Below are 23,918 nucleotides of genomic sequence, written 5' to 3'. Positions count from 1 at the left end.
ATGGCATTACACGTCGGCATCGTCGGCTTGCCCAACGTCGGCAAGTCCACGCTTTTCAACGCGCTCACCAAAGCCGCCATCGCGGCCGAGAATTATCCTTTCTGCACTATCGATCCCAACGTGGGTGTCGTGCCCGTCCCCGACCCGAGGCTTGAGGTGCTGGCGGGAATCGTGAAACCCGAGCGGGTGGTGCCGACGGCCATCGAGTTCGTCGACATCGCAGGACTGGTGGCCGGCGCATCGAAGGGCGAGGGACTGGGCAACCAGTTTCTTGCCCACATCCGCGAAACCGACGCGATCGCGCATGTCGTCCGCTGCTTCGAGAATGACGACATCGTACATGTTGCCGGAAAGGTCGACCCCCTCTCCGACATCGAAGTGATCGGGATGGAACTCATCCTCGCCGACATGGCGACGGTGGAGAAAGTCCTCCAGCGTGCTCAGAAGGCCGCCAAGTCCGGGAACAAGGAAGAGATCGAGCGGGTACGCGTGCTGGAGCTCGTCAGCAAGGGGTTGAATTCGGGAACGCCGGTGCGGGCCATACCGCTGCCTCCGGAAGACGTGGCCCTATTGCGGGATCTGCATCTGCTCACCGCCAAGCCGACGATGTATATCGCCAACGTCCAGGAAGGCGGCTTCGAGAATAACCCCCTCTTGGAGCAGGTTGAAGCATTCGCACGTGACGAAGGTGCGGTGGTCGTGCCGGTCTGTGCCGCTTTCGAGGCCGAACTGTCCCAGCTCGAAGACGAAGACAAGGCGGATTTCCTGGCAGAGATCGGCTTCGAAGAACCGGGGCTCAACCGGGTGGTGCGGGCGGCATACCGTCTGCTGAACCTGTTCACCTTCTTTACTGCGGGTGTCAAGGAGGTCCGGGCCTGGACCATTCCTGCAGGCGCCACTGCGCCCCAGGCGGCGGGTGTCATCCACAGCGATTTCGAAAAAGGTTTCATCCGCGCGGAGGTGATCGCCTACGAGGACTTCGTCGCCTGCAATGGCGAGCAAGGGGCCAAAGACGCCGGGAAGTGGCGTTTAGAAGGCAAGGATTATGTCATGCACGACGGAGACATCGTGCATTTCCGCTTCAATGTCTAACTGCTTGCATGGTGAGGTAAGGTCGGGGATGATCGCTCCGACGGTGCCGGCGCCCTACCACCGACGTTCGAGCGTTTGCAATAGGAGAAGGGCTGGGCGGCCTGGAAATTTTTTAAAGTTTGATCCAGGTCAACTATTGTTTTTCATTGTTTTGTAGGGGTAAACTTGTTGTCAATGAAGCGGTGCGCCGAGTTGGGTCCTGCTTCAGAGTGCAACAATCAATTATACGATGGGGAGGCCGACAGCCCGGGGGCTGAAAGCACAATCCCTGCAACATCGACAACGATAGGAGGATAGAATGGAAAACCAAGAAAAAGACAACTTCTGGTTGTGGATCGGCGCATTGATCGTTGGAACCGTCGTCCTGGTCGTTCTGTTCAAGGCCAGAGAAAACGAAGTGAGCGGCTGGCAGAGCGGTGCCGCTCAAGAGGCGGCCAAGGAAGTCGACGCTCAGATCGCCAAGCAAAAGACCAAATAATCAGGCGATTCGTAACTTACTAAATTAAAAACCTTATTACAAAAGGGATCCATTCGCACGGCGAATGGAATGCCAAGGCGTATTTGCCGAAGCGATGACAGGAAAGTCGGAGGAGAGCGTATGCTCACCGTCTGCTTTGGTGCGCAGAAAGGATGGGTTCTTGCTATGCAAGTTCAGGAAGCTCATTTTTTTCTGCGCATCGAATCCCCCGCCAGCCGTTTCTTCCTTCAGCAAGGCTGTCCCCATCTCAAAATATCTTTGTTCCTTCCTGCCATTATCCGCAGGTGTGGTGTCCTCTGCTAGGTGTGGGGCCTTCCACCCTGTGGAAAGCCGTTTCGATCGGGCCACAGCCTCCGATCAGTTCGGGAATCGAGGACCAGGGCGATGCCAATGGAATCGGCCGCTGGCGCCGCTTGATCGCTCGAACCGCATAAGCCGCTGCCAAATGGGCCCGCGAACGGTTCAAGAGAGAACCGCGGTTGGGCAGGCAGCATTCAGGGGTGAGGCTGAAACCGGCGACGAGGCAAGTGTCCAGGTTGAGGTTTTTCAGCCAGGCCATCAGGCGGGATGGCGTGATGAGGCTGATGTCAACGTTCTTCAGAAGCAGGGGTACACAACGCTGCAGATTCTTTGGATTCCACGGGTTCAGTGCGAGGACATGAAGTTCTCCTTGGGGTTTGAGAATGCGTTCGCACTCTTGCAAAATCCTACACGGGTCAGGCGAAAACTCCAGGACGTGGACGAGGTAGACCAGATCGACGCTCTGTGCGTCGAACGGGATTTCATCGGGTGCGGCAATGAGGCGGGCGGCTGCCCGCTGGGCTTCCTTCGGTCCGCTGGTCAGGAGGCATGACGTACCGCGTGGGAAGCCATTCAGCGGGGAGAGGTCGCCGGGGCAGCCAACTTGTAATGTAATCTGATTGTAAGTAAGCTTTAGCTCACTCGACAAATAATGGAATTCCAATCGCTTGAGTGCCTGCCCCGGCGTCGTGCCTCGATACCATTCAGAGAATATCTCGTGAGGGTGTTGAGCAAAGCCTTTATTCGTACTCATAGAGTTGAGCGGCCTGTTGTAGCTAGCCTCAGCCAGCTGCCTAACTGAGGGAGTATTTTATGAAGCGATTCCCGTTCCGTCCGCGATTGCTTGCCACCATGTCGCTGGTGGTCCTGCTTCTTCCCGGCTGTGCCAACAAGCCGAACAACCTCAAACCATCGGTTCCAGAACCCCGCCTTGGGGCCGCTTCCGAGAATCCCGGTAAACCCAAGAAGGGGAAACAGGCATCGCCGGGTTCCCAGTACGACACGTTGTGGGAGCGGATGTTCTCGCTGTATGCCTTGCCCCAGGTGGAACATCGCTTGGTGGATCGTGAGGTCTCGTGGTTCATCAACCACCCCGATTATTTGAAGCGCGCGCAAAAGCGGGCTGAACCCTTCTTATATACCATCGTTCGGCAACTCGAGAAACAGAAGATGCCGGGCGAACTGGCGCTGCTGCCCATCGTCGAAAGTGCATTTCAGCCCCATGCGGTGTCTCCCGCCCGGGCCGCCGGGATATGGCAGTTCATCCCGGAAACGGGTCGCCGTTACGGTCTGAAGCGCAGCCGCTCCTACGATGGGCGTCGTGATGTCTATGCCTCGACGCGGGCGGCGATCAAGTACCTTAAAAAACTCCATAACGACTTCAATGGCGATTGGCTTCTGGCGATAGCCGCTTACAACTGCGGCGAAGGTGCGGTCGCCAAGGCGATTCAGCGCAACGAGGCGCGGAATCTGCCGACTGATTTCTGGTCGTTGGATCTGCCGGAGGAGACGAAGGCTTACGTGCCGCGGTTGCTAGCCGTGTCGAAAGTTTTCGCGAATGCCGATAAGTATGCGATCGACCTCCATTACATTCCGAACGAAGCCATTTTCAAGCCAGTGAAAGTGAGTTCTCAGCTCGATCTCGCACTGGCGGCCGACGCAGCCGACATGAGTCTGGAACGGATGCTCGAATTGAATCCCGGTTTCAAGCATCCGCGCGCTGACATAGAAGGTTCCTACCGTCTTTTCGTGCCTGCGGACAAATCGCGTAAATTCAAGAAGGAGTTGGCCAGACTGGCGATGAGTGGACAATTCGAGTCCCATCTCCCGGCCGACGAAACGGAGGGAAGTCCCGGGACCGGTCGTCGGAGTTCGCCCGACACAGTCATGCTGGATGCGGCCGATCCGGCTCGCGACCGGTCTGGGCGAAAGTCGGCGGCCTCGGCTTACACGGCGGAAATTGCCGTGCCGTCTCGCTATCCGGAATGGGGCTCGGCGAAGGATTGGAATCGGAGAGAACGCTGGCAGAGTGCGGAGATGGGAAGCCAGGCGGGTGTGATCGCTCACCTGCGGGATGGCAGCCGCCCGCAGAACGTTTTGGGAGTGGGACACGAAGCCAAGACGAGGAAAGGAAAGCGGGGCCTGGATGATGGCCTTGGCCCTTCCAGGCAGGGGAATCCCGGACGGAAGAATGACATCCGGAACGTTGCGGCAGAGTCCGCCCTTTCCCGGGAGGAGGCGTCGCATGATGAACGGACTGCTCGCACTAAGGAAAAGTACACCGTATCGCGATGAAGGAGCACAAGGAAGTCGAGCGAAGCGAGCGAGTGCGACGACCCCCGCGAAGCCGTAGGCCCGGATGTTTTGTCGGAGTCTGCGGCTTCATCGCAGGTGGAGACAAAACATAAGGGAACCGACACGGCGTCGAGTCATTGTGGGAGCCTTGGCGGAGTGCGTCGCGGAGAGACGGACGGAGCCGAGGCGGACGCAGGACGGCGCGGGCCGCCGAAGGCAAAGACGTCGCCAATTTTTCGCTTCCGAGGGTGACTTGGAAGTCCCGTCGGGTTTCGCGAAAAATGGCGACGCTCCAGTGTCCGATAATCGCCTCGGTGCAGGGATCAAGTCCTCGCAATCCATTCGCCATACCGTCAAACCCGGCGAAACCCTGTTCGCCATTTCCCAGCGGTTCGGTGTCAGCGTCGCGGATCTGCGGAAATGGAACGGCGTGAAGGAAAACAAGCTCGAAGCCGGCAGGAACATCAAGGTTTCGGCCGGGAAACATTGAGTCAAGAGTGCCGGCCTTTGGCGGCTGCGGAGCTACGACGGCCTTTGATCTCACCAACGCTTCTTGCAATTTGGCCCGAGCGGCCTCATGTCGGGCGACATGCCTGTTCTGATATTCAGTATTGTCTCATCCCGGGCGAGTCGGCCCGGCATCCATTGATTTCCTTTGCTGTCCTCCGCCTCCTCGCTCGAAGAGGGTTTTCCGGCCGATGGGCGTGCGCTACATCTCATCGCTTTGTTCACAAATCATTTGAGTCAAAAATTCAAGATGCCTATGCCTATCGACTCGTTGCTTGAAATCGTCGTGGCCGCGCTGGATGAAGGGAAAGGGCGCGACGTCAAGATCATCGATCTGCGTGGAAAGACGGCAATTGCCGATTTCTTCGTGATCGCCAGCGGAACCTCCGATCGACACGTCAGATCACTGGCCGGGAATGTCGAAGCCAGCGCCAAAGCGCATGCGTTTCAGCCCTTCGGGTTGGAAGGGGAAGAGTCTGGCGAGTGGGTGGTGGTGGATCTCGGCGATGTGGTGGTGCATGTGATGAAGCCGCCCGTGCGAGAGTTTTACCAGCTCGAGAAGCTCTGGGCCGAGATATTTCCCGCTGCCGCCTGACCGGTTGCGGCGTTGCTCCACCTCGTTATTGCGGTTGCGCTTTCTTCTGCTTTTTTGATTGACTACTGGCCTGGCCTTGCCGATAGCCTTCGGCGTAGGTCGCGGCTTGGTTTTCCTTGTACTTCTGATACAGGTATCCGCCGGCGAGTCCGGCTGCGGCACCGATGCCGGCACCCATGGCGGCGTTACCCGCCAGTGCTCCAATAACCGCTCCGCCACCGGCGCCGATGAGTGTGCCGGAAGTCATGCGTTGCTGCGAAGGGGTCATCCCGGCGCATCCGGCCAGCCCGAGTGCAAGGACCGAGGCGCAGAAGATGCGGCTGGAATGAGGCGAAAGGGTGCATGTTTGAACGGCGGGCTGGCGAGTCATGGGGAACCTCTCCTTTTCTCGTTACCAGGTCAGAAGGACGCGCAGCAGTCTACCAACTCGAGGCGCATGTATCCATTGCGTCATGCGCCGGCGTAATGAAGTCCACGTCCGACCCAGCGGTCGATCAGCGGCGTGACCAGTTCGGGATGGTGTTTGAGTACGTGTTCCGCGCTTGCGCCCACCGTTTCGATCAGATCGGCGTCGCGGGTCAGGTCTGCGATCCGGAAGCGTGCCAGGCCGGTCTGGCGGACGCCCAGAAATTCCCCGGGTCCCCGCTGCTGGAGATCTTTCTCGGCGATGACGAAGCCGTTCGAGGATTGCTTTAAAATTTTCAGCCTCTCCCTGCCGATGGTGGACAGCGGCGGCTGGTACAGGAGGATGCAATAGGCGCTGCCCGGACCGCGGCCAACCCGTCCCCGCAGCTGATGGAGTTGCGCGAGTCCGAGACGTTCTGGATTCTCAATGATCATCAGGCCGGCATTCGGTACGTCTACGCCGACTTCGATCACCGTCGTTGCTACCAGGATGTCGGACTCGCCTGCTTTGAACGCCCGCATGACGCTGTCTTTTTCCGCAGCGGACATGCGTCCGTGCAGCAGCTGGATGCGCAGGCCGGGCAGTGCTTGGGCCAGGCTCGCAGCCGTATTCGCGGCTGCTTCGCATTGCAATGCCTCGGATTCTTCGATCAGCGTGCAGACCCAGTAGGCTTGCCTGCCGCCGGCGATCCAAGCGGCGATCCGGTCGACGATTTCCCCGCGGCGGGTCGAGGGGATCACGCGGGTGACGACGGGGGTCCGTCCCGGCGGAAGCTCGTCGAGGATTGAGCAGTCCAGATCGGCGTAACCGAGAATTGCTAGGGTGCGGGGAATGGGCGTCGCCGTCATGACCAGCTGGTGGGGCAGCGCGGCATCCGGGTGGGCCTTATCGCGCAAAGCCAGGCGCTGATGGACCCCGAAGCGGTGTTGTTCATCGATTATGGTCAGGCCGAGGCGGTGGAACTCGACGCTCTCCTGGAACAACGCGTGAGTGCCGATGACCAGACCAGTGGCGCCGTTCGCTATCGCCGCCAATGCCTCCTTCCGGCTTTGGCCTTTGAGCCTGCCGGTCAGTAGGGTGGTCGAGACGCCGCAAGACCTCAGCCAGCCGGTGAAGGTATGGAAGTGCTGTTCGGCAAGCAATTCGGTGGGAGCCATGAGGGCCGTCTGCCAGCCACTGGAGGCTGCCGCCAGTGCGGCATGGGCGGCGACGATGGTCTTTCCCGAGCCGACGTCGCCTTGCAGCAGCCGCAGCATGGGGCGGCCGCTACGCAAATCCGTTTCGATTTCACCAATCACCCGCCGCTGGGCCCGCGTCAGGGAAAAAGGCAGTCCGCTCTGGAAAGTTGCTTTGACGGTATCGTCCGTGCTCAGCGCCGGTGCGGACCGCTGACGGATCTCCTGCCGGAAGCGGGCCAGGCTCAAATGATGGGCGAGCAGCTCCTCGTAAGCCAAGCGGCGGCGGGCCCGCTCGAGGGCGGCTGGGCAGGCAGCGGCGGGTCGATGCAGGCAGCGCACCGCGTCCCACCATGACATCGCGTCGAACTCGGGTGCCAGGCGCGGAGGAAGTCTGAGTGGGTCCTCCTGGTCCGGTTCGGCCAGGCGCAGGGCTTGATCCACGAACCGCCGCAGACTCTGCTGGCGTAGTCCGTCGGTGGTCGGGTAGACCGGCGTCAGGCCGGTTTCCAGCGGGGGTGAGCTGGTTCCGGTCAGCGCCTCGTATTCCGGGTGGACCATTTCCAGCCCATGCGCGCCGATGCGCACTTCGCCAAAACAGCGAATCCGTCGAACGCTCGTCAAGGTCCGGAGCTGTTCCGGTCGGAAATGGAAGAAGCGCAGATTGAGGAAGCCCGTCCCGTCACTGATCCGGCAGATTAGCGCCCGCCGGGCGCTTCCGGCGACGTCGGCGAGCTCCACGTCGCCTTCCACCAGCGCCGGTTGGCCGGGCTGCAGCGCGCAAAGAGGCGTGAGCCGGGTCCGGTCCTCGTAGCGGATCGGCAGGTGGAGCAAGAGGTCCTGCAGGTTGAAGATGCCGAGTTTGTTGAGGCGGACTTGGGTTCTTTCACCCGCTCCCTGCAGCTCGTCGAGGGAGACCTGATCCGGCCTCCGCGATTTTGGCATCGCTCTGTGGGGCTAGTCCGGCAGGACGAGGACCGCATCCATTTCCACGCCGGCGCCGCGGGGGAGGGCGGCGACGCCGACGGCCGCGCGCGCGGGGTAAGGTTCCGAGAAGTAGTTCGCCATGATTTCGTTGACCAGCGGAAAATGTCCGAGATCGGTCAGGAACACGTTGAGCTTAACGATGTGTCCCAGCGTGCCACCGGCGGCCTCGGCTACGGCGCTGAGATTATCGAAAACCCGCCGGATCTGCATTTCCATGTTGTCGTCGACGAGTGTCATGGTGGCCGGATCCAGTGGGATTTGGCCCGACAGGTAAACGGTATTTCCGACGCGTATGGCCTGGGAATAGGTGCCGATGGCCTTGGGGGCGTGGTCGGTGTGAATGAGCTGGCGCATCATGATTTTTTTTTACCTTCTCAGTTCTGACTTGACTCTGGATATTTTCAGGACAATGTTCAGCCTGCGCAATTCACGCATGACCCGCGCGAGGTGGACCCGGTCTTTGACACTGATGGTGATGACGTCCGTGGATATCTGGTCATCCTGATTGGTGATCTGGACGTTTTCGATGTCGGCCTCCAACCGAGAGATCGCCGAAGCCACTTGGGCGAGGGTGCCGACCCGGTTCATCAGTTCCAGGCGAATCATCACCGGGAACATCCCACTTGCCGCGCGATCCCACTCGACGTCCAGGCTGTTGATCTGCTTGCGCCGCAGCTCTGCGGCATTCTTGCAATCAGTGAGGTGCACCACAATGCCCTTGCCCGGGTTGAAGAAGCCGACGATGGGGTCGCCCGGGATCGGCCGGCAACACTTTGCCAGGTTGACCACGACACCCTCGGTTCCCTTGATGACGAGCGGGGTCCTGGTGCTTTTTTCGGCGGGCAGCGATGGTGCGCTGTCATGGATTTCCCGGTCGCATTGCAGCATTTGCTGTACCACGACGAAGGGCAGCCGGTTACCGAGTCCGAGATCTTCCAGCAAGGATTCGAACGAGGGCAGGTCCAGGGCTCGGGTAAAGTGTTCTAGACGCTGTTGCGGTATCGCTTCCAGATTCAACCCGTGATTGGCCAGTTCTTTTTCCAGCAGGCGCCGGCCGAGGTTGACCGCTTCCTGTTTCTTGAAATTCCTCAATTGGCTACGGATCGCGGCCCGGGCTTTGGCCGTCACCACGTAATTCAACCACAGGGGATTCGGCCTGGCCCAGGGCGCGGTGATGATTTCGATGGTCTGGCCATTTTCGAGCACGCTGTGCAGCGGCGCCAGGACCCGGTTGACGCGGGCCGAGACACAGGAATTGCCGATGTCGGTATGTACGGCGTAGGCGAAATCGACGATGGTGGCGCCACGCGGCAGCTTGATGATGCGACCCTTGGGTGTGAACACATAGCACTCATGCTGGAACAGGTCGACCTTGAGGTTGTCGAGGAATTCCAGGGAATCGCCGGCGCTCTTCTGGATTTCCAGCAGGTCACGCAGCCATTCCCGTGCTCGCGCCTGGCTGCTGGCGGCGGGATCGGTTTCCGATTTGTACAGCCAATGGGCGGCAATCCCCGACTCCGCCATGTGGTGCATCGCATGGGTGCGGATCTGGATTTCCAGCGGTAGGCCGAAGGGGCCGATCAGGACGGTGTGGAGCGACTGATAGCCGTTGGCCTTGGGCAGGGCGATGTAATCCTTGAAGCGGCCGGGGATCGGTTTGTACAGGTTGTGTACGGCGCCTAGCGCACGATAGCACTCGTCGGGCGTGTCGACCACGATGCGGAAAGCGTAGACGTCATAGACCTGGGAGAAGGGAAGATGCTTGCTGCGCATCTTCTGGTAAAGACTGTAGAGATGCTTCTCCCGGCCGATGATCCGGGCGTCCGGCATTCCGCAGTCCTTGAGACGCGCCTTGAGGGTCGATTCGATGGTGGCGAGGACTTCTTTGCGGTTGCCTCGTGCTTTCTTGACGCATTGCTCGAGCACCCGGTGCCGCATCGGGTACATGGCGGAAAATCCGAGATTCTCCAGTTCCAGCCGGACCTCGTTCATTCCCAACCGGTGAGCGATGGGGGCATAGATGTCCAGGGTTTCCTTGGCGATGCGACAGCGCCGACTCGGGTTCATCACGTCCAGCGTGCGCATATTGTGGAGCCGGTCCGCCAGTTTGACCATGATGACGCGCAGGTCCTTGACCATCGCCAGGACCATTTTGCGGACATTCTCCGCCTGAGCCTCGGCGCGCGATTTGCTGTCGAGCTGGGTGAGCTTGCTGACGCCATCGACCAGTTCCGCCACTTCGGTTCCGAAGCGGGCGATCAGATCTTCCTTGGTCAAAGGGGTGTCTTCGATGACGTCATGGAGCAGGGCGGCCATGATGCCCTTGGCGTCCATCCGCATTTCGGCAAGGATGATGGCGACCGAAAGGGGGTGACAGACGTAGGGCTCACCGCTCAGGCGCAGCTGCCCCTCATGTGCCTTGGCGGCGACTTCGTAAGCCTGCTGAATTTCTGCGACCTGGGCGGGTTCGAGGTAGCTCGAAGCCAGATGGCCGAGCCGGCGCGCCAGCTTTTCCTGAGGCAGCTCCGCCGGCTCTTGCGGCGGCGGGGCATCGGCGACGGCGTAGGGGCTCATTGCGGCTGTTGAGGGTTCGCGGCTGACTTAGATGTCGTCGTCCAGGTCGGCGAGCTCGTCTCTGGGTGCCGGCATGGGGCGTTCGATCGGATAACGGTCCGTCTTCACCTTCTCTTTCAGGTACGCCGGGGTGATGTACCCTTCTGCGATTTCCCGCAAGGCGACCACGGTCGGTTTGTCGTTGTTCCACGCCACCTTCGCTTCTTCGGGATGGCGTGCCAGCACGCGGGCCCGCTTACTGGCAAGCAGCACGAGTTGAAAACGATTTTCGACTTTGTCCAGGCAATCTTCGACGGTGATGCGCGCCATTGAAACCCTCAAATGGTAGCTTAGGAGAAAACAAATAGTATGTATCGCAGTTTAGCGCCATGTATAGCACGTTTGACTGCGGAAGCGGCAATTTGTTGCGGATGAGATACAGCGGGCTTGTCCCGCGGTGGAATTCAGTCCGCCCTGGCCTCGAGCATTGCAACCGCCGGCAGTCGTTTGCCCTCGAGAAACTCCAGGAATGCGCCGCCGCCCGTAGAGATATAGGAGATGCGATCGGCGATGCCATACTTGTCGATGGCTGCCAGCGTGTCACCGCCGCCGGCGATGGAAAACGCACGGCTTTCAGCAATGGCAAAGGCAAGCGTACGGGTGCCATCCCCAAACTGGTCGAATTCGAAGACTCCCACAGGACCGTTCCAGACCACGGTCCCGGCGCGGCCGACCAACTCGGCGTAGCGGCGGGCGGTTTCCGGGCCGATGTCGAAGATCATGTCATCCTCGGCGACGTCGGCGACGCTCTTGACCACGGCGGGTTCTGAGGCGTCGAAGCGTTTGCCGACCACCACGTCGACCGGCACGGGGATCTCCCCGCCCTTGGCCTTGGCGGCTTCCATCAGGCGCGCGGCTTCGGCGACCAGATCCTCCTCGTACAGCGATTTTCCGACGTTGAACCCGGCGGCCTTGATGAAGGTGTTGGCGATGCCGCCGCCGACGATGAGCTGATCGACGACCCGAGAAAGGGAATCCAGAACCGTTAACTTGGTCGATACTTTCGAGCCGCCGACGATGGCGACCAAGGGGCGCGCCGGGTTGTGGAGTGCTCTGCTCAATGCATCCAATTCCGCTGCCAGCAGCAGGCCGGCACAGGCGACGGGGGCGAATTTGCCCACCCCGTGTGTGGAGGCTTCGGCGCGGTGCGCCGTGCCGAAGGCGTCCATCACGTAGACATCACACAGCGCCGCAAGTTTGCGGGCCAAAGCCTCGTCGTCCTTCTTCTCGCCTTTGTTGAAACGCACGTTCTCGAATAGCACGACCGAACCGACAGCCGGAGCGGCGCCATCCAGGTAGTCCTTCACCAGTTCCACCGGCCGCCCCAACAGCTCGGACAGTCGCTCGGCGACGGGTTTCATGGAAAACTCTTCGACATATTCCCCTTCGGTGGGACGGCCGAGATGCGACATCAGCATCACTGCGGCGCCGGCGTCCAACGCGTAGCGTATGGTCGGGAGGGCGGCACGGATGCGGACGTCGCTGGTGACCCGGCCATCCTTGACAGGGACGTTGAAGTCTTCCCGGATCAGGACGCGCTTGCCGGCGAGATCGATGTCGGTCATGCGTTTGAAAGCCATGGAGTGCTCCTTGGTGCTTGGAATCTTGATGCGGCGCGGTCAGGTGTTGCGCCACTTGATCGAGCAGCCCATGCTGGGAATCTGCTCGGCGGGGCCTTTGCCGGTCTCGGCGATCTGCTTCATGGCCTCATACAGATCGCGGCGGCAGTCGGGCGGGGCCGCTTCTCGCCGGCTGGCATCGAGCCGGCCCCGGTATTGCAGTTCCAGATCGGCGTTGTAACCGAAGAAATCCGGAGTGCACACGGCGCCGTAGGCCCGGGCGACCGCCTGGGTTTCGTCCAGCAGGTAGGGGAAAGGATAGGTCAGCTCCGCGGCGACCTTCTGCATGTTTTCGAACGAATCCTCTGGATAATCGGTCGGATCGTTGGGCATGATGGCCACCACGCCGATGCCCAACGCCTGGATGTCTTTGGCATCGCGCACTAGGCGGTCCTGCACCGCCTTCACATAGGGGCAGTGATTGCAGATGAACATGACCAGGAGCCCTTTCGGACCCCGGCATTGTTCCAGCGTCCAGATTTTGCCGTCGACGCCTGGCAGAGCGAAGTCGACGGCCTTGCGGCCGAACTCGCACACAGGGGTTTCTGTACTTACCATGCTTGTACGCTCCTAACGGGGGATTGCCGCATCATAACAGACATCGCGCAAAGGGCTTGCACCGTTTCAGCGCAATGTCCAGGCATAGGCGAATAACCCCAAGCCGAGGCCTGCCAACAACCAGACCAGCACTGGCGGGGCGAAGGACTTGCTCAGAAGAGCGGCGCTCAGGACTAACGATCCGCCACCGATGCCGCCCAAAATGCGGCGCTGTCCCTGGCGGATTTCCCGGGTCAGGATACGCAGTTCGTCCGAGCGGATGCTGAGTTCGAGCCTGCCGTTGACCGCACGATCGAGCGCCTGATAGCCGAGGCCGGGCATTTCCGGCCATTGCTGGACCCATTCGGGCAGTTTGGCCCCAAGTTTCCGGACCGCGGATTTCGGGCCGCGCTCTTCCTGGAACCAGTTTTCGAGAAAAGGCTTGGCGGTTTGCCAGAGATCGAGTTCAGGGTACAGCTCCCTTCCCAAGCCTTCGATATTGAGCAGCGTTTTCTGCAATAAGACCAGTTGCGGCTGCACTTCCATGTCGAAACGCCGGGCGACCTGGAACAGCCGCAGCAACACCTGCCCATAGGAGATTTCTTTCAGCGGCTTTTCGAAGATCGGCTCGCTGACGCTACGGATAGCCGATTCGAATTCCTCGATCCGCGTCGTGCGAGGCACCCAGCCGGATTCCACGTGCATTTCGGCGACCCGGCGATAATCCCGGTTGAAGAACGCGAGGAAATTTTCGGCCACGTAATACTGGTCGGCCTTGGAGATGCTGCCGACGATGCCGAAATCGACCGCGATGTAGCGTGCATCCGTCGTGGCGAAGATGTTGCCGGGGTGCATGTCGGCGTGGAAGAAACTATCGCGGAACACTTGGGTGAAGAAGATTTCTACTCCCCGCTCCGCCAGCAGCTTGAGGTCGACGCCCGCGCGTCGGAGCTGGGCGACGTCGCCGATGGGGATCCCGGCGACGCGTTCCATCACCATGACATCGCGGCGCGTGTAGTCCCAGTACACCTTGGGGATGTAGAGAATCCCGGAAGTTTCGAAGCGGCGCCGGATCTCGGCGGCGTTGGCCGCTTCCCGCACCAGGTCCAGTTCGTCCAGGATGGTTTTTTCGAATTCGGCGACGACTTCGGTCGGGCGGAGTCTGCGGGCATCCGGCCAGAACCGCTGCGCCATGCCGGCCAGCGCGTAGAGCAGTTCGATGTCCGCCTCGATGCGTTGCCGGACGCCGGGTCGTAATACCTTGACTACGACTTCTTCACCGCTGTGCAGGCGGGCGGCATGGACCTGCGCGACCGAAGCCGAAGCCAGCGGATCTTCATCGAAAGATCGGAACAGCGTGCCGACAGGCTGGCCCAGTGCGGATTCGACCATCCGGCGGGCCTCGGCGCCGGGAAACGGCGGGACGCGGTCCTGCAGCTTCACCAGTTCTTCTCCGATGTCATCGGGCAGCAGATCGCGGCGCGTGGATAGCGTCTGGCCGAACTTGACGAAGATCGGCCCGAGTTCTTCCATCGCCCGACGCAGGCGCACGGCGCGCGGTGCTTCGAGCTCGCGGACGCGACGTCCGGCGGAGAACCGGGCGGCATAGCGCAACGGGCGGTATAGATGGGTGGTTTCGACGAGTTCGTCGAGTCCGTGGCGAACCAGCACGTGCTGGATGTGCAGTAAGCGGCTGACGAGTCGGATGGGAATCACGGCGTGTTCGGCTGAAGCTTGCCGGGAGCGGCAGGCAGTGTTTTTTCGATACGGCCGAGCTTGGCTTCCAGCCTTGCGATGCCGTCGCGCAGGTGGTCGACCGCCGTGTACAGCGCGTCGGCCTCGGGGCCGGCGGGGACGATCCGGGTTTCTTCCTGCAGCAGCTCGCGGATGTCCAACCGCAGGGTGGTGGCGAGGTCGGCGCTCCAGTCGCGGAACGCCTGACCGGCGTCCGTGATGCTCCTGGCCGCCGTCGGCCCCAGATAGCGTGCGAACATCGCTTCCCAAGGGATGTCCAGGTCTTGCAGCAAGGCGGAGAACTGTCTTGCGGTTTCGGTGTCGCCTTCCAGCACCAGCGGTCCGGCCGTGCCGGGGCTGATACGGTCCCGGCTCAGCGCCAGCCGCGCCAGCGTGAAGGGTGAACCCGCGATCACCGCATCGGGCATGTCGGTGCTTTCCTGCAGCACTTGTATGCCGTCAGGGGTAGGGCAGAACAGGACGCCAACACCGGGTGGCGTCAGCACCAGGGCCAAGGTCTTGCCCGCCAGGGCTTCCAGCCGTGCCCGGCTGGACGTGCCGAGGGCGATGTGACGCGACAGAGCTTTCTCCATGGCCCCGCGTAAGGCGGCCGCCATCAGGAGTTTCAGCATTCCCGCCATCTTCAGAACTTATAGCCCCGGTGCACGGCAACGATGCCCTGCATGAGGTCGAAGTATTCGCAGCGCTCGAAGCCGGCCCCCTCCATCATGGTCTTGAGCTTCTCCTGGTTGGGGTGCATGCGGATCGACTCGGCGAGGTAACGGTAGCTCTCGCTGTCGTTCGCGACGAGCTTGCCCAGAAACGGCAAGACCTTGAACGAATAAAGATCGTAGGCCTTCTTGAGTAGTTCATTATGAACTTCGGAGAATTCCAGCACGATGACCCGTCCCCCCGGCTTGAGGGCCCGGTACATGGACTTCAGGGCTTGGTTCTTGTGTGTGACGTTGCGCAGGCCGAAACCGATGCTTATGCAGTCGAAGCTGTTGTCCGGAAAGGGCAGTTTTTCCGCGTCGATCTGGGCGTAGGCCACCGATTCGGCAAGACCATCGTCGATGATACGGTCGCGGCCGCGTCTGAGCATTTCCGCGTTGATGTCGGACAGCACCACGAAGCCTTTGGCGCCGACGCGCTTGCGGAACAGGGCGGTCAGGTCGCCGGTGCCTCCGGCCAGGTCCAGTACCTTCTCGCCGTAGCGGACATGCGCCAGGTCCACGGTGATCCGCTTCCAAATCCGGTGGATGCCCAAGGACATCAGGTCGTTCATGACGTCGTACTTGCCGGCGACGGAATCGAACACGGCGCGGACCATGCTCGCCTTTTCGTGCTCGGGTACGGTGCGGAAGCCGAAGTGGGTGGTATTTTCACTCATGGGGGTTGGGTTCTCGAAGGGGCGTGGGGTCAATGGCCGGCCTTGCGGCTGCAGCCCGCCGCCGCCACTTTACCGAGGTATTCTTGCCAGAGGGCGTGGTAATGCCGGCCAAGATCGTACAGTAGCTTCCAGGTATAGATACCGGTGTCGTGGCCGTCGCTGAAGGTTGGTTTGATGCCGTAATGGCCGACCGGATCGAGCGCCGTGATGGTCACGTCTTCTTTGTCCAGTGGCAGGGTTTCCTGGCCTGGGCCATGACCGCGCACCTCCGCCGAGGGGGAATATACCCGCAGGTATTCACAGGGCAGCTCGAAGCGGCTGCCGTCGTCGAAGGTGATCTCGAGCACGCGACTTTCCCGGTGCAGGGTGATGGTGAGAGGCATCGGATCGTTCATGGTCACAAGATGTAACGGCTGAGGTCTTCGTCCTGGGCCAGAGAGCCCAGGTGGGCATCGACGTATCCGGCGTCGATGGTGATGCTGGTGCCGGAGTGGTCGGCGGCGTCGAACGAAATTTCCTCCAGCAGCCGTTCCAGCACCGTGTGCAGCCGCCTGGCGCCGATGTTCTCGGTGCGTTCGTTCACCTCCCAGCTGATCTGGGCGATGCGCCGGATGGCGCTGTCGGCGAATTCCAGGCGGACGCCTTCGGTTGCCAGCAGGGCGGCGTACTGTGCCGTCAGCGACGCATCCGGCTCGGTGAGGATCCGCACGAAGTCGTCGGCCGACAGCGGATTCAGCTCCACGCGGATCGGAAACCGCCCTTGCAGCTCCGGGATCAGATCGGACGGCTTGGCCAGATGGAAAGCCCCCGAGGCGATGAACAGGATGTGGTCGGTGCGGATGGTGCCATATTTGGTACTGACGGTGCAGCCCTCGACCAAGGGCAGCAAGTCTCGCTGTACACCTTCACGGGAAACATCCGGTCCGCCGTATTCCGCGCGCTTGCAGATCTTGTCGAGCTCGTCGAGAAAGACGATGCCGTTCTGTTCCACCGCATGAACGGCCTGCAGCTTGATCTCTTCCTCGTTGATCATTTTGCTGGCCTCCTCTTCCTTAAGCAGCTTGAGGGCGTCCCCGACTCGCAGTTTGCGGGTCCGGGTCCGTCCGGCCTGGAAGTTCTGGAACAGGTTTTGCAGCTGGCTGCTCATTTCCTCCAGGCCGGGCGGGGCCATGATCTCCACGCCGATCGGGGCAGCGGAGACGTCGATTTCGATTTCCTTGTCATTCAGTTCCCCGGCACGCAGCTTTTGGCGGAATTTCTGCCGCGCCGGTGAATCCCCTTCTTCCTGGATGTTCCAGGTGCTGGCGTGCGGCACCAGGGCGTCGAGTACGCGCTCTTCGGCGGCGGCTTCCGCCCGGCTCTGTACCTTGGCCATCTCTGCTTGGCGGGTCATCTTGATCGCCGCATCGATCAGGTCGCGAATGATGGATTCGACATCGCGTCCGACATAGCCGACCTCGGTGAACTTGGTCGCCTCGACTTTGATGAACGGCGCATTGGCCAGCCGCGCCAGGCGGCGGGCAATCTCGGTCTTACCCACGCCGGTGGGGCCGATCATCAGTATGTTCTTGGGAGTGATTTCATCGCGCAGCGGCGCGCCGACCTGCGCGCGGCGCCAGCGGTTGCGCAGCGCAATGGCGACGGCGCGTTTGGCTTCTGCCTGGCCGACGATATGTTTGTCCAGCTCGTGGACGATTTCGCGGGGGGTCATCTGGCTCATGCTGGATTACCGGAATTCCGGCCGGTCTCGAGTTCTTCGATGGTCAGATTGTGGTTGGTGTAAATACAGATGTCGGCGGCGATGATCAATGACCGCTCGACGATGTCGCGGGCGTCGAGCTCGGTGTTTTCCAGCAGCGCGCGTGCCGCCGACTGGGCGAAGGGGCCACCGGAACCGATCGCGATCAGGCCGTTTTCCGGCTCGATCACGTCACCGTTACCCGAAATGATCAGCGAAGCCTTGTCGTCGGCGATGGCCAGCAGGGCTTCCAGACGGCGCAACATACGATCGGTGCGCCAGTCCTTGACCAACTCCACCGCGGCCTTGGTGAGGTTGCCGCGGTGCTTTTCCAACTGGCCCTCGAAGCGCTCGAACAGGGTGAAGGCATCGGCCGTGGCACCGGCGAAACCCGCCAGTACTCGGCCGTTGTAGAGGCGGCGCACCTTCCGTGCGTTGCCTTTCATGATCGTATTGCCGAGCGTGACCTGGCCATCCCCGCCGATGACCACCCGGTCTCCCCGGCGGACGGAAACGATGGTTGTGCCGTGAAAATTTTCCACAGGATTTCTAAAGTCGTGGCTGAAACTTGCGCATTCTATACGAATGCAGGTGATGCTTACCGGGTTTCCAAACGGTCGCGGAGGAATTCGACGACCCCGTCGATGCCGATCGGCTGGCTGTCGGCATCCTGGCGGCCCTTGTATTCCAGCGTGCCTGCGTCCAGCCCGCGCTCGCTGATGACGATACGGTGCGGAATGCCGATCAGCTCCATGTCGGCGAACATCACGCCGGGACGGGCCTTGCGGTCGTCGTACAGCACCTCGAAGCCGGCGGCCGAGAACTCGGCGTAGAGCCGCTCGGTGGCCGCCTGTACCCGCTCCGAAGCCTGCATGTTGATCGGGCAGAGCGCTACCTGGAATGGCGCCAGGGCTTCCGGCCAGATGATGCCGCGTTCGTCGTGGTTCTGCTCGATCGCCGCCGCGACGACCCGGGAAACGCCGATGCCGTAGCAGCCCATCAGCATGACTTGGCTGCGGCCTTCCTCGTTGAGTACGGTGGCGTTCAGCGCCGCGCTGTACTTCGTGCCGAGCTGGAAGATGTGGCCGACCTCGATGCCTCGTGCGATCCGCAGGGTGCCCAGGCCGTCCGGACTGGGGTCGCCCTCGACCACGTTGCGGAGATCACGCACATACTCGTCCTGCGGCAGCGGCAGATCGCGCTCCCAGTTGACACCGGTGAAGTGGTAGCCGGCCTCGTTGGCGCCGCAGACGAAATCGCTCATCACCGCCACGGCGTGGTCGGCATAGACCGGGCCGAAAGCCGTGCCGGCCGGCAGGTTCAGCGGGCCGATGTAGCCGGGACGGCAGCCCATGTGGCGTTCGATCTCTTCCTCGCTGGCGAAGCGGAAGCGTCCCAGCACCTTTCCCAGCTTGATCTCGTTCAGCTCATGGTCGCCACGCAGCAGGACCTTCACGAACACGTCCCGGTCCAACCCGTCGGCGTCAACGATGGTCTGCATGACCGCGATGGTCTTGAGGATCTTGGCAGCCGGGACCCCGAGAAATTCGCTTACGTCGGCGATGGTTTTCTTGCCCGGCGTTTCCACCTTGAGCAGTGCGGCGGTAGGTGTTGGGCGCGTCGCTATGGGTGCGACCGCCTCGGCTTGTTCGACGTTGGCGGCGTAATCGCTGGCCGTGGAGAAGGCGATGGTGTCCTCGCCGGAATCGGCCAGCACGTGGAACTCGTGCGAATGGCTGCCGCCGATGGCACCGGTGTCCGCCAGCACCGCGCGGAACTTCAGCCCCAGCCGGCTGAAGATGTTGCTGTAGGCCACGTACATGGCATCGTAGGTCTGGGTCAGCGACTCCTGATCGAGGTGGAAGGAATAAGCGTCTTTCATGATGAACTCGCGCGCCCGCATCACCCCGAAGCGCGGTCGGATCTCGTCGCGGAATTTGGTCTGGATCTGGTAAAAGTTGACCGGGAGCTGCCGGTAGCTTTTCAATTCGTTGCGGGCCAGATCGGTGATGATTTCCTCGTGGGTCGGCCCGAGGCAGAATGGCCGGTCATGGCGGTCGTGCAAACGTGCCAGCTCCGGTCCGTACTGCTCCCAGCGGCCGGATTCCTGCCACAGCTCGGCGGGCTGGACCACCGGCATCAGTACTTCCAAGGCCCCGGCTCTATCCATCTCCTCGCGCACCACCCGTTCGACCTTGTGCAGCACCTTCAGTCCCAGCGGCAGCCAAGTGTACAGCCCCGCCGCCAGTTTCCGGATCAGGCCGGCGCGCAGCATCAGCTGATGACTGACGATCTCGGCGTCGGAGGGGGTTTCCTTCAGGGTGCTCAAGGGGAATTGGGAGGTGCGCATGGAGGGATCGTTTGGGCGGCTGGAAAATTTTCCATTTTATCGGGATATGGCTGCGCAAGTCAGCAGGATTTTGCCGGTGCGGCAGTTCCGGCGTCATCAATGAATGTGCATTTCCCGGTTGCCGGCCTTGTCGCTCCGCTCCAGCCGGTACCGGTCCTGGTCGCCGGGCAGCGGCTTGCCGTCACTGGCCAGATAGATCAGGGTGCTCTCATCCTTGATGGCGAGGCGGCGCGGCGGTGCCTCTTTGTTGGGGGTCAGCAGCACGATGCCGTTCTTCTCGTCCCACTGGTATTTGCCTTTTTCGAAGGATTCCCGATTTTGCGGCTTCGCCGGTTGGATCACCAGCAGGTAACGGTCTTTGTCGTTCAGCGACAAGGTCATTTTCAGTCCGTCGCAGTTGTCTTCCTGGCATGGCAGGTAGCCGTAGAAGACGCCGCGGAATTTGCCCCTCGTTTCCTCGTCGGCATGCGCCGCATGGTCCATGCCACCATGGTGGCCCAGTTCCCGTGCCTTGAGGGCTTTTTCCTGTAGCTCTTTGTCGCTTTCCGCCCCGGCCGGCGGGATCGCGCCCAGCAGCGCGATGAAAACGAGGAAGGATGCCTTTTTGATCATTTTTCCGTTCAATGTCTGCATTGGGGTTACCGAAGGTCGATTTGCTCGGCGCCGGTGTCAACGGACGCGAAGTTTGCGTAAGGCCAAGGTTCCGCGCGCCAGGGTCTAATTTTCACATACTCGTTACGTTCGGGGCATATCCGGCCGGTTGTTCGGATGGCAACGGCGGCAGGTCCTGCGCGGTCTGGGTGTGCTGTTGCAAGAGCAGCCCGGTGGCTTTAGGACGAGGGGGTTCGGTACACCGCATTGGGGACCGGATGTCGATATCATCGGAAACTTATATACAATGCTGCCAAGGGCATCCGTTCGCTGTGCGTGCGAGGCCCGTCCAGCACTAACCTCCCGGCTGGCAGTGCCTGCAGCAGGGGAAGGTTTGCCATAACTAAAGTGACCTCGAGGTCGAAGAGGAGGGGTTATGCCGTCCAGCATCCATCTGTCACGCCGCCGTTTTCTCCGCCATACCAGTCTTGGGCTGTTCGCTTTCGCCGGAGTGCCGGCCTGGGCGCAGGCGATGACCATGGCGGGCGGTCCGAAACTCAGCCCGAACAAAGCATCGCCCGCATTTCAACCAGACGTGGAAATCGAGCTGGCGGCCCGCCAGTCCGCGGTATCCATCCTGCCTGGTCAGCCGACCCGGGTTCTGCAGTATGCCGGGCGGCTGATGAAAGGCCCGGAAGACACACTGACCCAACTGCCGGGATCTTATCTGGGTCCGCTCATGCGCCTGCATAAGGGGCAGAAGGTGCGCATCCATTTCCGCAACGAGCTGTCCGAGCCGACCATCGCCCATTGGCACGGTATGCACGTCCCGGCGCTGATGGACGGTCACCCGATGTATGCGATGGAGCCGGGAGAGACGTTCGTCTACGAATTCGAGGTGCTCAACCGGGCGAGTTTCAATATCTATCATCCGCATCCCCACGAGCTCACGGGACGGCAGGTCTATCACGGCCTGGCCGGCGGCATTCTGGTGAACGACGAAGAGGAGGCGGCGCTCGGTCTGCCGGCGGGGGAATACGAGATCCCCATCGTACTGCAGGACCGGCGCTTCGACGCTGACAACCAGCTCGTCTATGTCCGCCATATGCACGAGCGGATGATGGGGTTCCATGGTGACCGCATTCTGGTCAATGGCCGCCCGGATTTCGCGGTCGAGGTAGCGAGCCGGGCCTACCGGTTCAGGCTCATGAACGGCTCGAACGCCCGCATCTACAAGCTGGGCTGGGATGATGCCACGCCTGTGACGGTCATCGGTACCGACGGCGGCCTGCTGGAAACGCCGGAAAGCAAGCCCTACGTGATGCTCGCGCCGGGTGAGCGTCTGGACGTGTGGATGGATTTCAGCGGGCGCGCCGTCGGCTCTCAGCTGGTCATGCGGAGCCTGCCATTTTCGGGAGCTTTTCCTATGATGGCGCGGCGGATGATGGGCGAGATGATGCACAGTGCTCTGCCCCCCGGCAGCGATTACCCGTTGTTTACGGTTCGGGTGGGCCGGCGGGTGAGCGAAAGTCCCGGCCTGCCACGGCGCCTTGCAAAGATTTCCCGCTACACCCTGGCCGATACTGCCAATCCGGACAAACCGGTGCCCCTGGAGATTTCGGAAGGACCGATGTCCATGCTGCTCAATCGGCGCCCCTATGCCCATGACGATCTGCAGCCGTTCGAGAGGATTCCGTTGGGCAGCGTTCAATTGCTGGAGATATTCCACGGCCACGGTGGTCCGGAAGATGGCATGGAGCACGGCGGCGGGCATGGCATGGGCATGCACGGTGGCATGGGAATGGGCATGATGGGGCATCGCGGCATGGGGATGATGGGCGGGAGCGGCGGCATGGGGATGATGATGTCCATGGCGCATCCCATCCACCTGCACGGCCAGCCCTTCCAGATCATCAGCCGCACCGTGAACAGCGCGGTGCTGGGCGATTATGCAAGCGTTCGTGACGGTTTCGTCGACACCGGCTGGAAGGACACCGTGTTGGCGATGCCCGGCGAGCGGATCCGTCTGATCAAGCCGTTCCAGGACTTCAAAGGCTTGTTCATGTACCACTGCCACAACCTGGAGCATGAGGACATGGGCATGATGCGCGAATTTTCCATCGAATAGATGGCATGGCCAAGCGTATGTGGGCTGGCTACAATTCCTCGCCCGCAACCCTTGGCCTTCCGCCGTGTTTTGGCGGCGGCCGATTCCCTTGAGCCATTCATGACTTCAGCTATGCGCATAGGAACCCCAAACACGCCCGGTGCGACCCGGGTACTCCTCCTGGGCAGCGGCGAACTCGGCAAGGAGGTGGCGATCTCCCTCCAGCGCTACAGCGCCGAGGTGATCGCGGTCGACCGCTATCCCGGCGCGCCGGCGCAGCAGGTCGCCCACCGCGCCCACGTCATCGACATGACAGACCCAGGAGAGATCCATCGCCTGGTCGAGTCCGAGCGTCCCCATTTCATCGTGCCCGAGATCGAAGCGATCGCCACCGATGCCTTGATCGAGATCGAGCGGGCGGGGCTGGCGGAGGTTATTCCCAATGCCCGCGCTGTGCAACTCACCATGAACCGCGAAGGCATCCGGCGGCTGGCGGCGGAAAAACTGGGCCTGCCGACCTCACCCTATGCCTTTGCCGATTCCTGTGCAGCCTTGGCCGAGGCGGCGGCAAAGATCGGCTTTCCTTGTTTCGTCAAGCCCGTCATGTCGTCCTCCGGGAAGGGTCAATCCCTGCTCGAGAGCCCCTCCGATGTCCAGCCGGCCTGGGATCACGCGCGGGAGGGCGGGCGGGTCGGGGCGAGCCGTGTCATCGTCGAAGGCCGGATCGACTTCGACTTCGAGATTACCCTGCTGACGGTGCGTTCCCTCGCTTCCGGAGGTGACGCCGGGATCGCGCTCTGTGAGCCCGTAGGGCACCGGCAGCAGGCCGGGGATTACGTGGAAAGCTGGCAGCCACAGCCCCTGAGTCCTAAGGCCAGGGAACGCGCCGAGGCGATCGCCCGCACCGTGGTCGATGCCTTGGGAGGGCGCGGGCTGTTCGGTGTCGAACTGTTCGTTCGGGGGGATGAGGTGTGGTTCAGCGAGGTGAGCCCCCGGCCGCACGATACCGGCATGGTGACCATGGTCAGCCAAACGCAGAACGAGTTCGAACTGCATGTGCGCGCGATTCTGGGATTGCCGCTCGATCCCGCCCTGAGGCGTCCCGGCGCTAGCGCCGTCATTTACGGAGGGATGGCAGCGGAAGGCATCGCGTTCGAGGGGCTGGAGCAGGCGCTGGCTGTGCCGGAATCCGAGGTTCGCCTGTTCGGCAAGCCGGAGGCCCATCCGCGGCGGCGTATGGGCGTGGCGCTGGCGGCGGCGGATACGCTGGAAGAGGCGCGAAGGCGGGCGGTGCTGGCTGCATCGCGGGTGCGGCCGGTCAAAGTGTCGCCTTGAGGCTTGTCCGGCCGAACGGAGCGGTGGTATAAACCCGCTCGTTCCGATTCGAGAAAACGACGTAAAAAC

The 23,918-nt window shown here is 61.5% G+C and carries 24 protein-coding genes; 7 read left to right on the top strand and 17 right to left on the bottom strand.

What is annotated here, in order from left to right; genetic code table 11:
• Together ychF and N4J17_RS15975 are read left to right on the top strand one after the other, a co-directional pair.
• A complete protein-coding gene (gene ychF / locus N4J17_RS15980; protein ID WP_198322817.1) occupies positions 1-1,092 on the top strand; it encodes a redox-regulated ATPase YchF in 1,092 nt (363 codons plus the stop codon).
• Between the two features lie 298 nt (positions 1,093-1,390).
• The gene (locus N4J17_RS15975) at positions 1,391-1,570 is read left to right on the top strand and encodes a hypothetical protein (protein WP_010961275.1); all 180 of its coding nucleotides are present in this window, start codon (positions 1,391-1,393) and stop codon (positions 1,568-1,570) included.
• Positions 1,571-1,606: 36 nt separating this feature from the next.
• Here the strand turns inward: N4J17_RS15975 and N4J17_RS15970 are convergent, their stop codons facing one another.
• Together N4J17_RS15970 and N4J17_RS15965 are read right to left on the bottom strand one after the other, a co-directional pair.
• Positions 1,607-1,804 carry a hypothetical protein gene (locus N4J17_RS15970; protein WP_198322816.1) on the bottom strand — a complete coding sequence of 66 codons (198 nt, stop codon included), beginning with the start codon at positions 1,802-1,804 and terminating at the stop codon, positions 1,607-1,609.
• Positions 1,805-1,844: 40 nt separating this feature from the next.
• Complete coding sequence (locus N4J17_RS15965; protein WP_232470440.1) at positions 1,845-2,519, bottom strand: class I SAM-dependent methyltransferase; 675 nt, start codon at positions 2,517-2,519, stop codon at positions 1,845-1,847.
• Positions 2,520-2,683: 164 nt separating this feature from the next.
• Here N4J17_RS15965 and N4J17_RS15960 point away from each other — a divergent pair, with 164 nt between their 5' ends.
• From N4J17_RS15960 to rsfS, 3 genes are all read left to right on the top strand, one after another.
• The gene (locus tag N4J17_RS15960) at positions 2,684-4,165 is read left to right on the top strand and encodes a transglycosylase SLT domain-containing protein (RefSeq protein WP_232470439.1); all 1,482 of its coding nucleotides are present in this window, start codon (positions 2,684-2,686) and stop codon (positions 4,163-4,165) included.
• A 295-nt stretch (positions 4,166-4,460) separates the two neighbouring features.
• Complete coding sequence (locus N4J17_RS15955) at positions 4,461-4,655, top strand: LysM peptidoglycan-binding domain-containing protein (protein WP_277458488.1); 195 nt, start codon at positions 4,461-4,463, stop codon at positions 4,653-4,655.
• A gap of 165 nt (positions 4,656-4,820) precedes the next feature.
• Positions 4,821-5,267, top strand: coding sequence for a ribosome silencing factor (rsfS, locus tag N4J17_RS15950; protein ID WP_232470437.1), 447 nt, complete (start codon positions 4,821-4,823; stop codon positions 5,265-5,267).
• 25 nt (positions 5,268-5,292) lie between these two features.
• Here rsfS and N4J17_RS15945 read toward each other — a convergent pair whose 3' ends face one another.
• From N4J17_RS15945 to N4J17_RS15875, 15 genes are all read right to left on the bottom strand, one after another.
• Complete coding sequence (locus tag N4J17_RS15945) at positions 5,293-5,535, bottom strand: YMGG-like glycine zipper-containing protein (protein ID WP_277458487.1); 243 nt, start codon at positions 5,533-5,535, stop codon at positions 5,293-5,295.
• Between the two features lie 182 nt (positions 5,536-5,717).
• Positions 5,718-7,793, bottom strand: coding sequence for an ATP-dependent DNA helicase RecG (recG, locus tag N4J17_RS15940; RefSeq protein ID WP_198322814.1), 2,076 nt, complete (start codon positions 7,791-7,793; stop codon positions 5,718-5,720).
• A gap of 12 nt (positions 7,794-7,805) precedes the next feature.
• Positions 7,806-8,192 carry a RidA family protein gene (locus tag N4J17_RS15935; RefSeq protein ID WP_198322813.1) on the bottom strand — a complete coding sequence of 129 codons (387 nt, stop codon included), beginning with the start codon at positions 8,190-8,192 and terminating at the stop codon, positions 7,806-7,808.
• 9 nt (positions 8,193-8,201) lie between these two features.
• Positions 8,202-10,409, bottom strand: coding sequence for a RelA/SpoT family protein (locus N4J17_RS15930; RefSeq protein WP_198322812.1), 2,208 nt, complete (start codon positions 10,407-10,409; stop codon positions 8,202-8,204).
• Positions 10,410-10,436: 27 nt separating this feature from the next.
• The gene (rpoZ, locus tag N4J17_RS15925) at positions 10,437-10,718 is read right to left on the bottom strand and encodes a DNA-directed RNA polymerase subunit omega (RefSeq protein ID WP_198322811.1); all 282 of its coding nucleotides are present in this window, start codon (positions 10,716-10,718) and stop codon (positions 10,437-10,439) included.
• A gap of 134 nt (positions 10,719-10,852) precedes the next feature.
• Positions 10,853-12,028, bottom strand: a complete 1,176-nt coding sequence (locus tag N4J17_RS15920; protein WP_198322810.1) for a phosphoglycerate kinase — start codon at positions 12,026-12,028, stop codon at positions 10,853-10,855.
• Between the two features lie 39 nt (positions 12,029-12,067).
• A complete protein-coding gene (locus tag N4J17_RS15915) occupies positions 12,068-12,625 on the bottom strand; it encodes a thioredoxin family protein (RefSeq protein ID WP_198322809.1) in 558 nt (185 codons plus the stop codon).
• 66 nt (positions 12,626-12,691) lie between these two features.
• Positions 12,692-14,320 carry a ubiquinone biosynthesis regulatory protein kinase UbiB gene (gene ubiB / locus N4J17_RS15910; RefSeq protein ID WP_198322808.1) on the bottom strand — a complete coding sequence of 543 codons (1,629 nt, stop codon included), beginning with the start codon at positions 14,318-14,320 and terminating at the stop codon, positions 12,692-12,694.
• Positions 14,317-14,970, bottom strand: coding sequence for a ubiquinone biosynthesis accessory factor UbiJ (locus N4J17_RS15905; RefSeq protein ID WP_232470435.1), 654 nt, complete (start codon positions 14,968-14,970; stop codon positions 14,317-14,319). Before N4J17_RS15905 ends, ubiB begins: the two co-directional genes overlap by 4 nt.
• Positions 14,971-14,981: 11 nt before the next feature.
• Positions 14,982-15,728, bottom strand: coding sequence for a bifunctional demethylmenaquinone methyltransferase/2-methoxy-6-polyprenyl-1,4-benzoquinol methylase UbiE (ubiE, locus tag N4J17_RS15900; protein ID WP_198322806.1), 747 nt, complete (start codon positions 15,726-15,728; stop codon positions 14,982-14,984).
• Positions 15,729-15,757: 29 nt separating this feature from the next.
• On the bottom strand, positions 15,758-16,111 hold the full coding sequence (locus N4J17_RS15895; protein ID WP_277458486.1) for a DUF971 domain-containing protein: 354 nt from the start codon (positions 16,109-16,111) through the stop codon (positions 15,758-15,760).
• Positions 16,112-16,125: 14 nt separating this feature from the next.
• Positions 16,126-17,448 carry an ATP-dependent protease ATPase subunit HslU gene (gene hslU, locus N4J17_RS15890; RefSeq protein ID WP_198322804.1) on the bottom strand — a complete coding sequence of 441 codons (1,323 nt, stop codon included), beginning with the start codon at positions 17,446-17,448 and terminating at the stop codon, positions 16,126-16,128.
• Entirely contained in the window at positions 17,445-18,008 is a 564-nt protein-coding gene (gene hslV / locus N4J17_RS15885; protein ID WP_198322803.1) for an ATP-dependent protease subunit HslV, read from the bottom strand. Before hslV ends, hslU begins: the two co-directional genes overlap by 4 nt.
• A gap of 56 nt (positions 18,009-18,064) precedes the next feature.
• The gene (locus tag N4J17_RS15880; protein WP_198322802.1) at positions 18,065-19,816 is read right to left on the bottom strand and encodes a proline--tRNA ligase; all 1,752 of its coding nucleotides are present in this window, start codon (positions 19,814-19,816) and stop codon (positions 18,065-18,067) included.
• A 96-nt stretch (positions 19,817-19,912) separates the two neighbouring features.
• Positions 19,913-20,428: a copper resistance protein NlpE gene (locus tag N4J17_RS15875; protein WP_338457615.1), complete on the bottom strand. Its 516-nt coding sequence runs from the start codon at positions 20,426-20,428 to the stop codon at positions 19,913-19,915.
• Between the two features lie 415 nt (positions 20,429-20,843).
• On the opposite strand from N4J17_RS15875, the gene N4J17_RS15870 reads away from it, so the two are divergent.
• Together N4J17_RS15870 and purT are read left to right on the top strand one after the other, a co-directional pair.
• Positions 20,844-22,535, top strand: a complete 1,692-nt coding sequence (locus tag N4J17_RS15870) for a multicopper oxidase family protein (protein WP_198322800.1) — start codon at positions 20,844-20,846, stop codon at positions 22,533-22,535.
• A gap of 111 nt (positions 22,536-22,646) precedes the next feature.
• Entirely contained in the window at positions 22,647-23,849 is a 1,203-nt protein-coding gene (gene purT / locus N4J17_RS15865; protein WP_338457686.1) for a formate-dependent phosphoribosylglycinamide formyltransferase, read from the top strand.
• Positions 23,850-23,918: the final 69 nt, after the last annotated feature.

The organism is Methylococcus capsulatus, assembly GCF_036864975.1.
Taxonomy (GTDB): domain Bacteria; phylum Pseudomonadota; class Gammaproteobacteria; order Methylococcales; family Methylococcaceae; genus Methylococcus.
The sequence above is the reverse complement of the archived record's forward strand: the minus strand, read 5'-3'. Positions and strand labels throughout refer to the sequence as shown.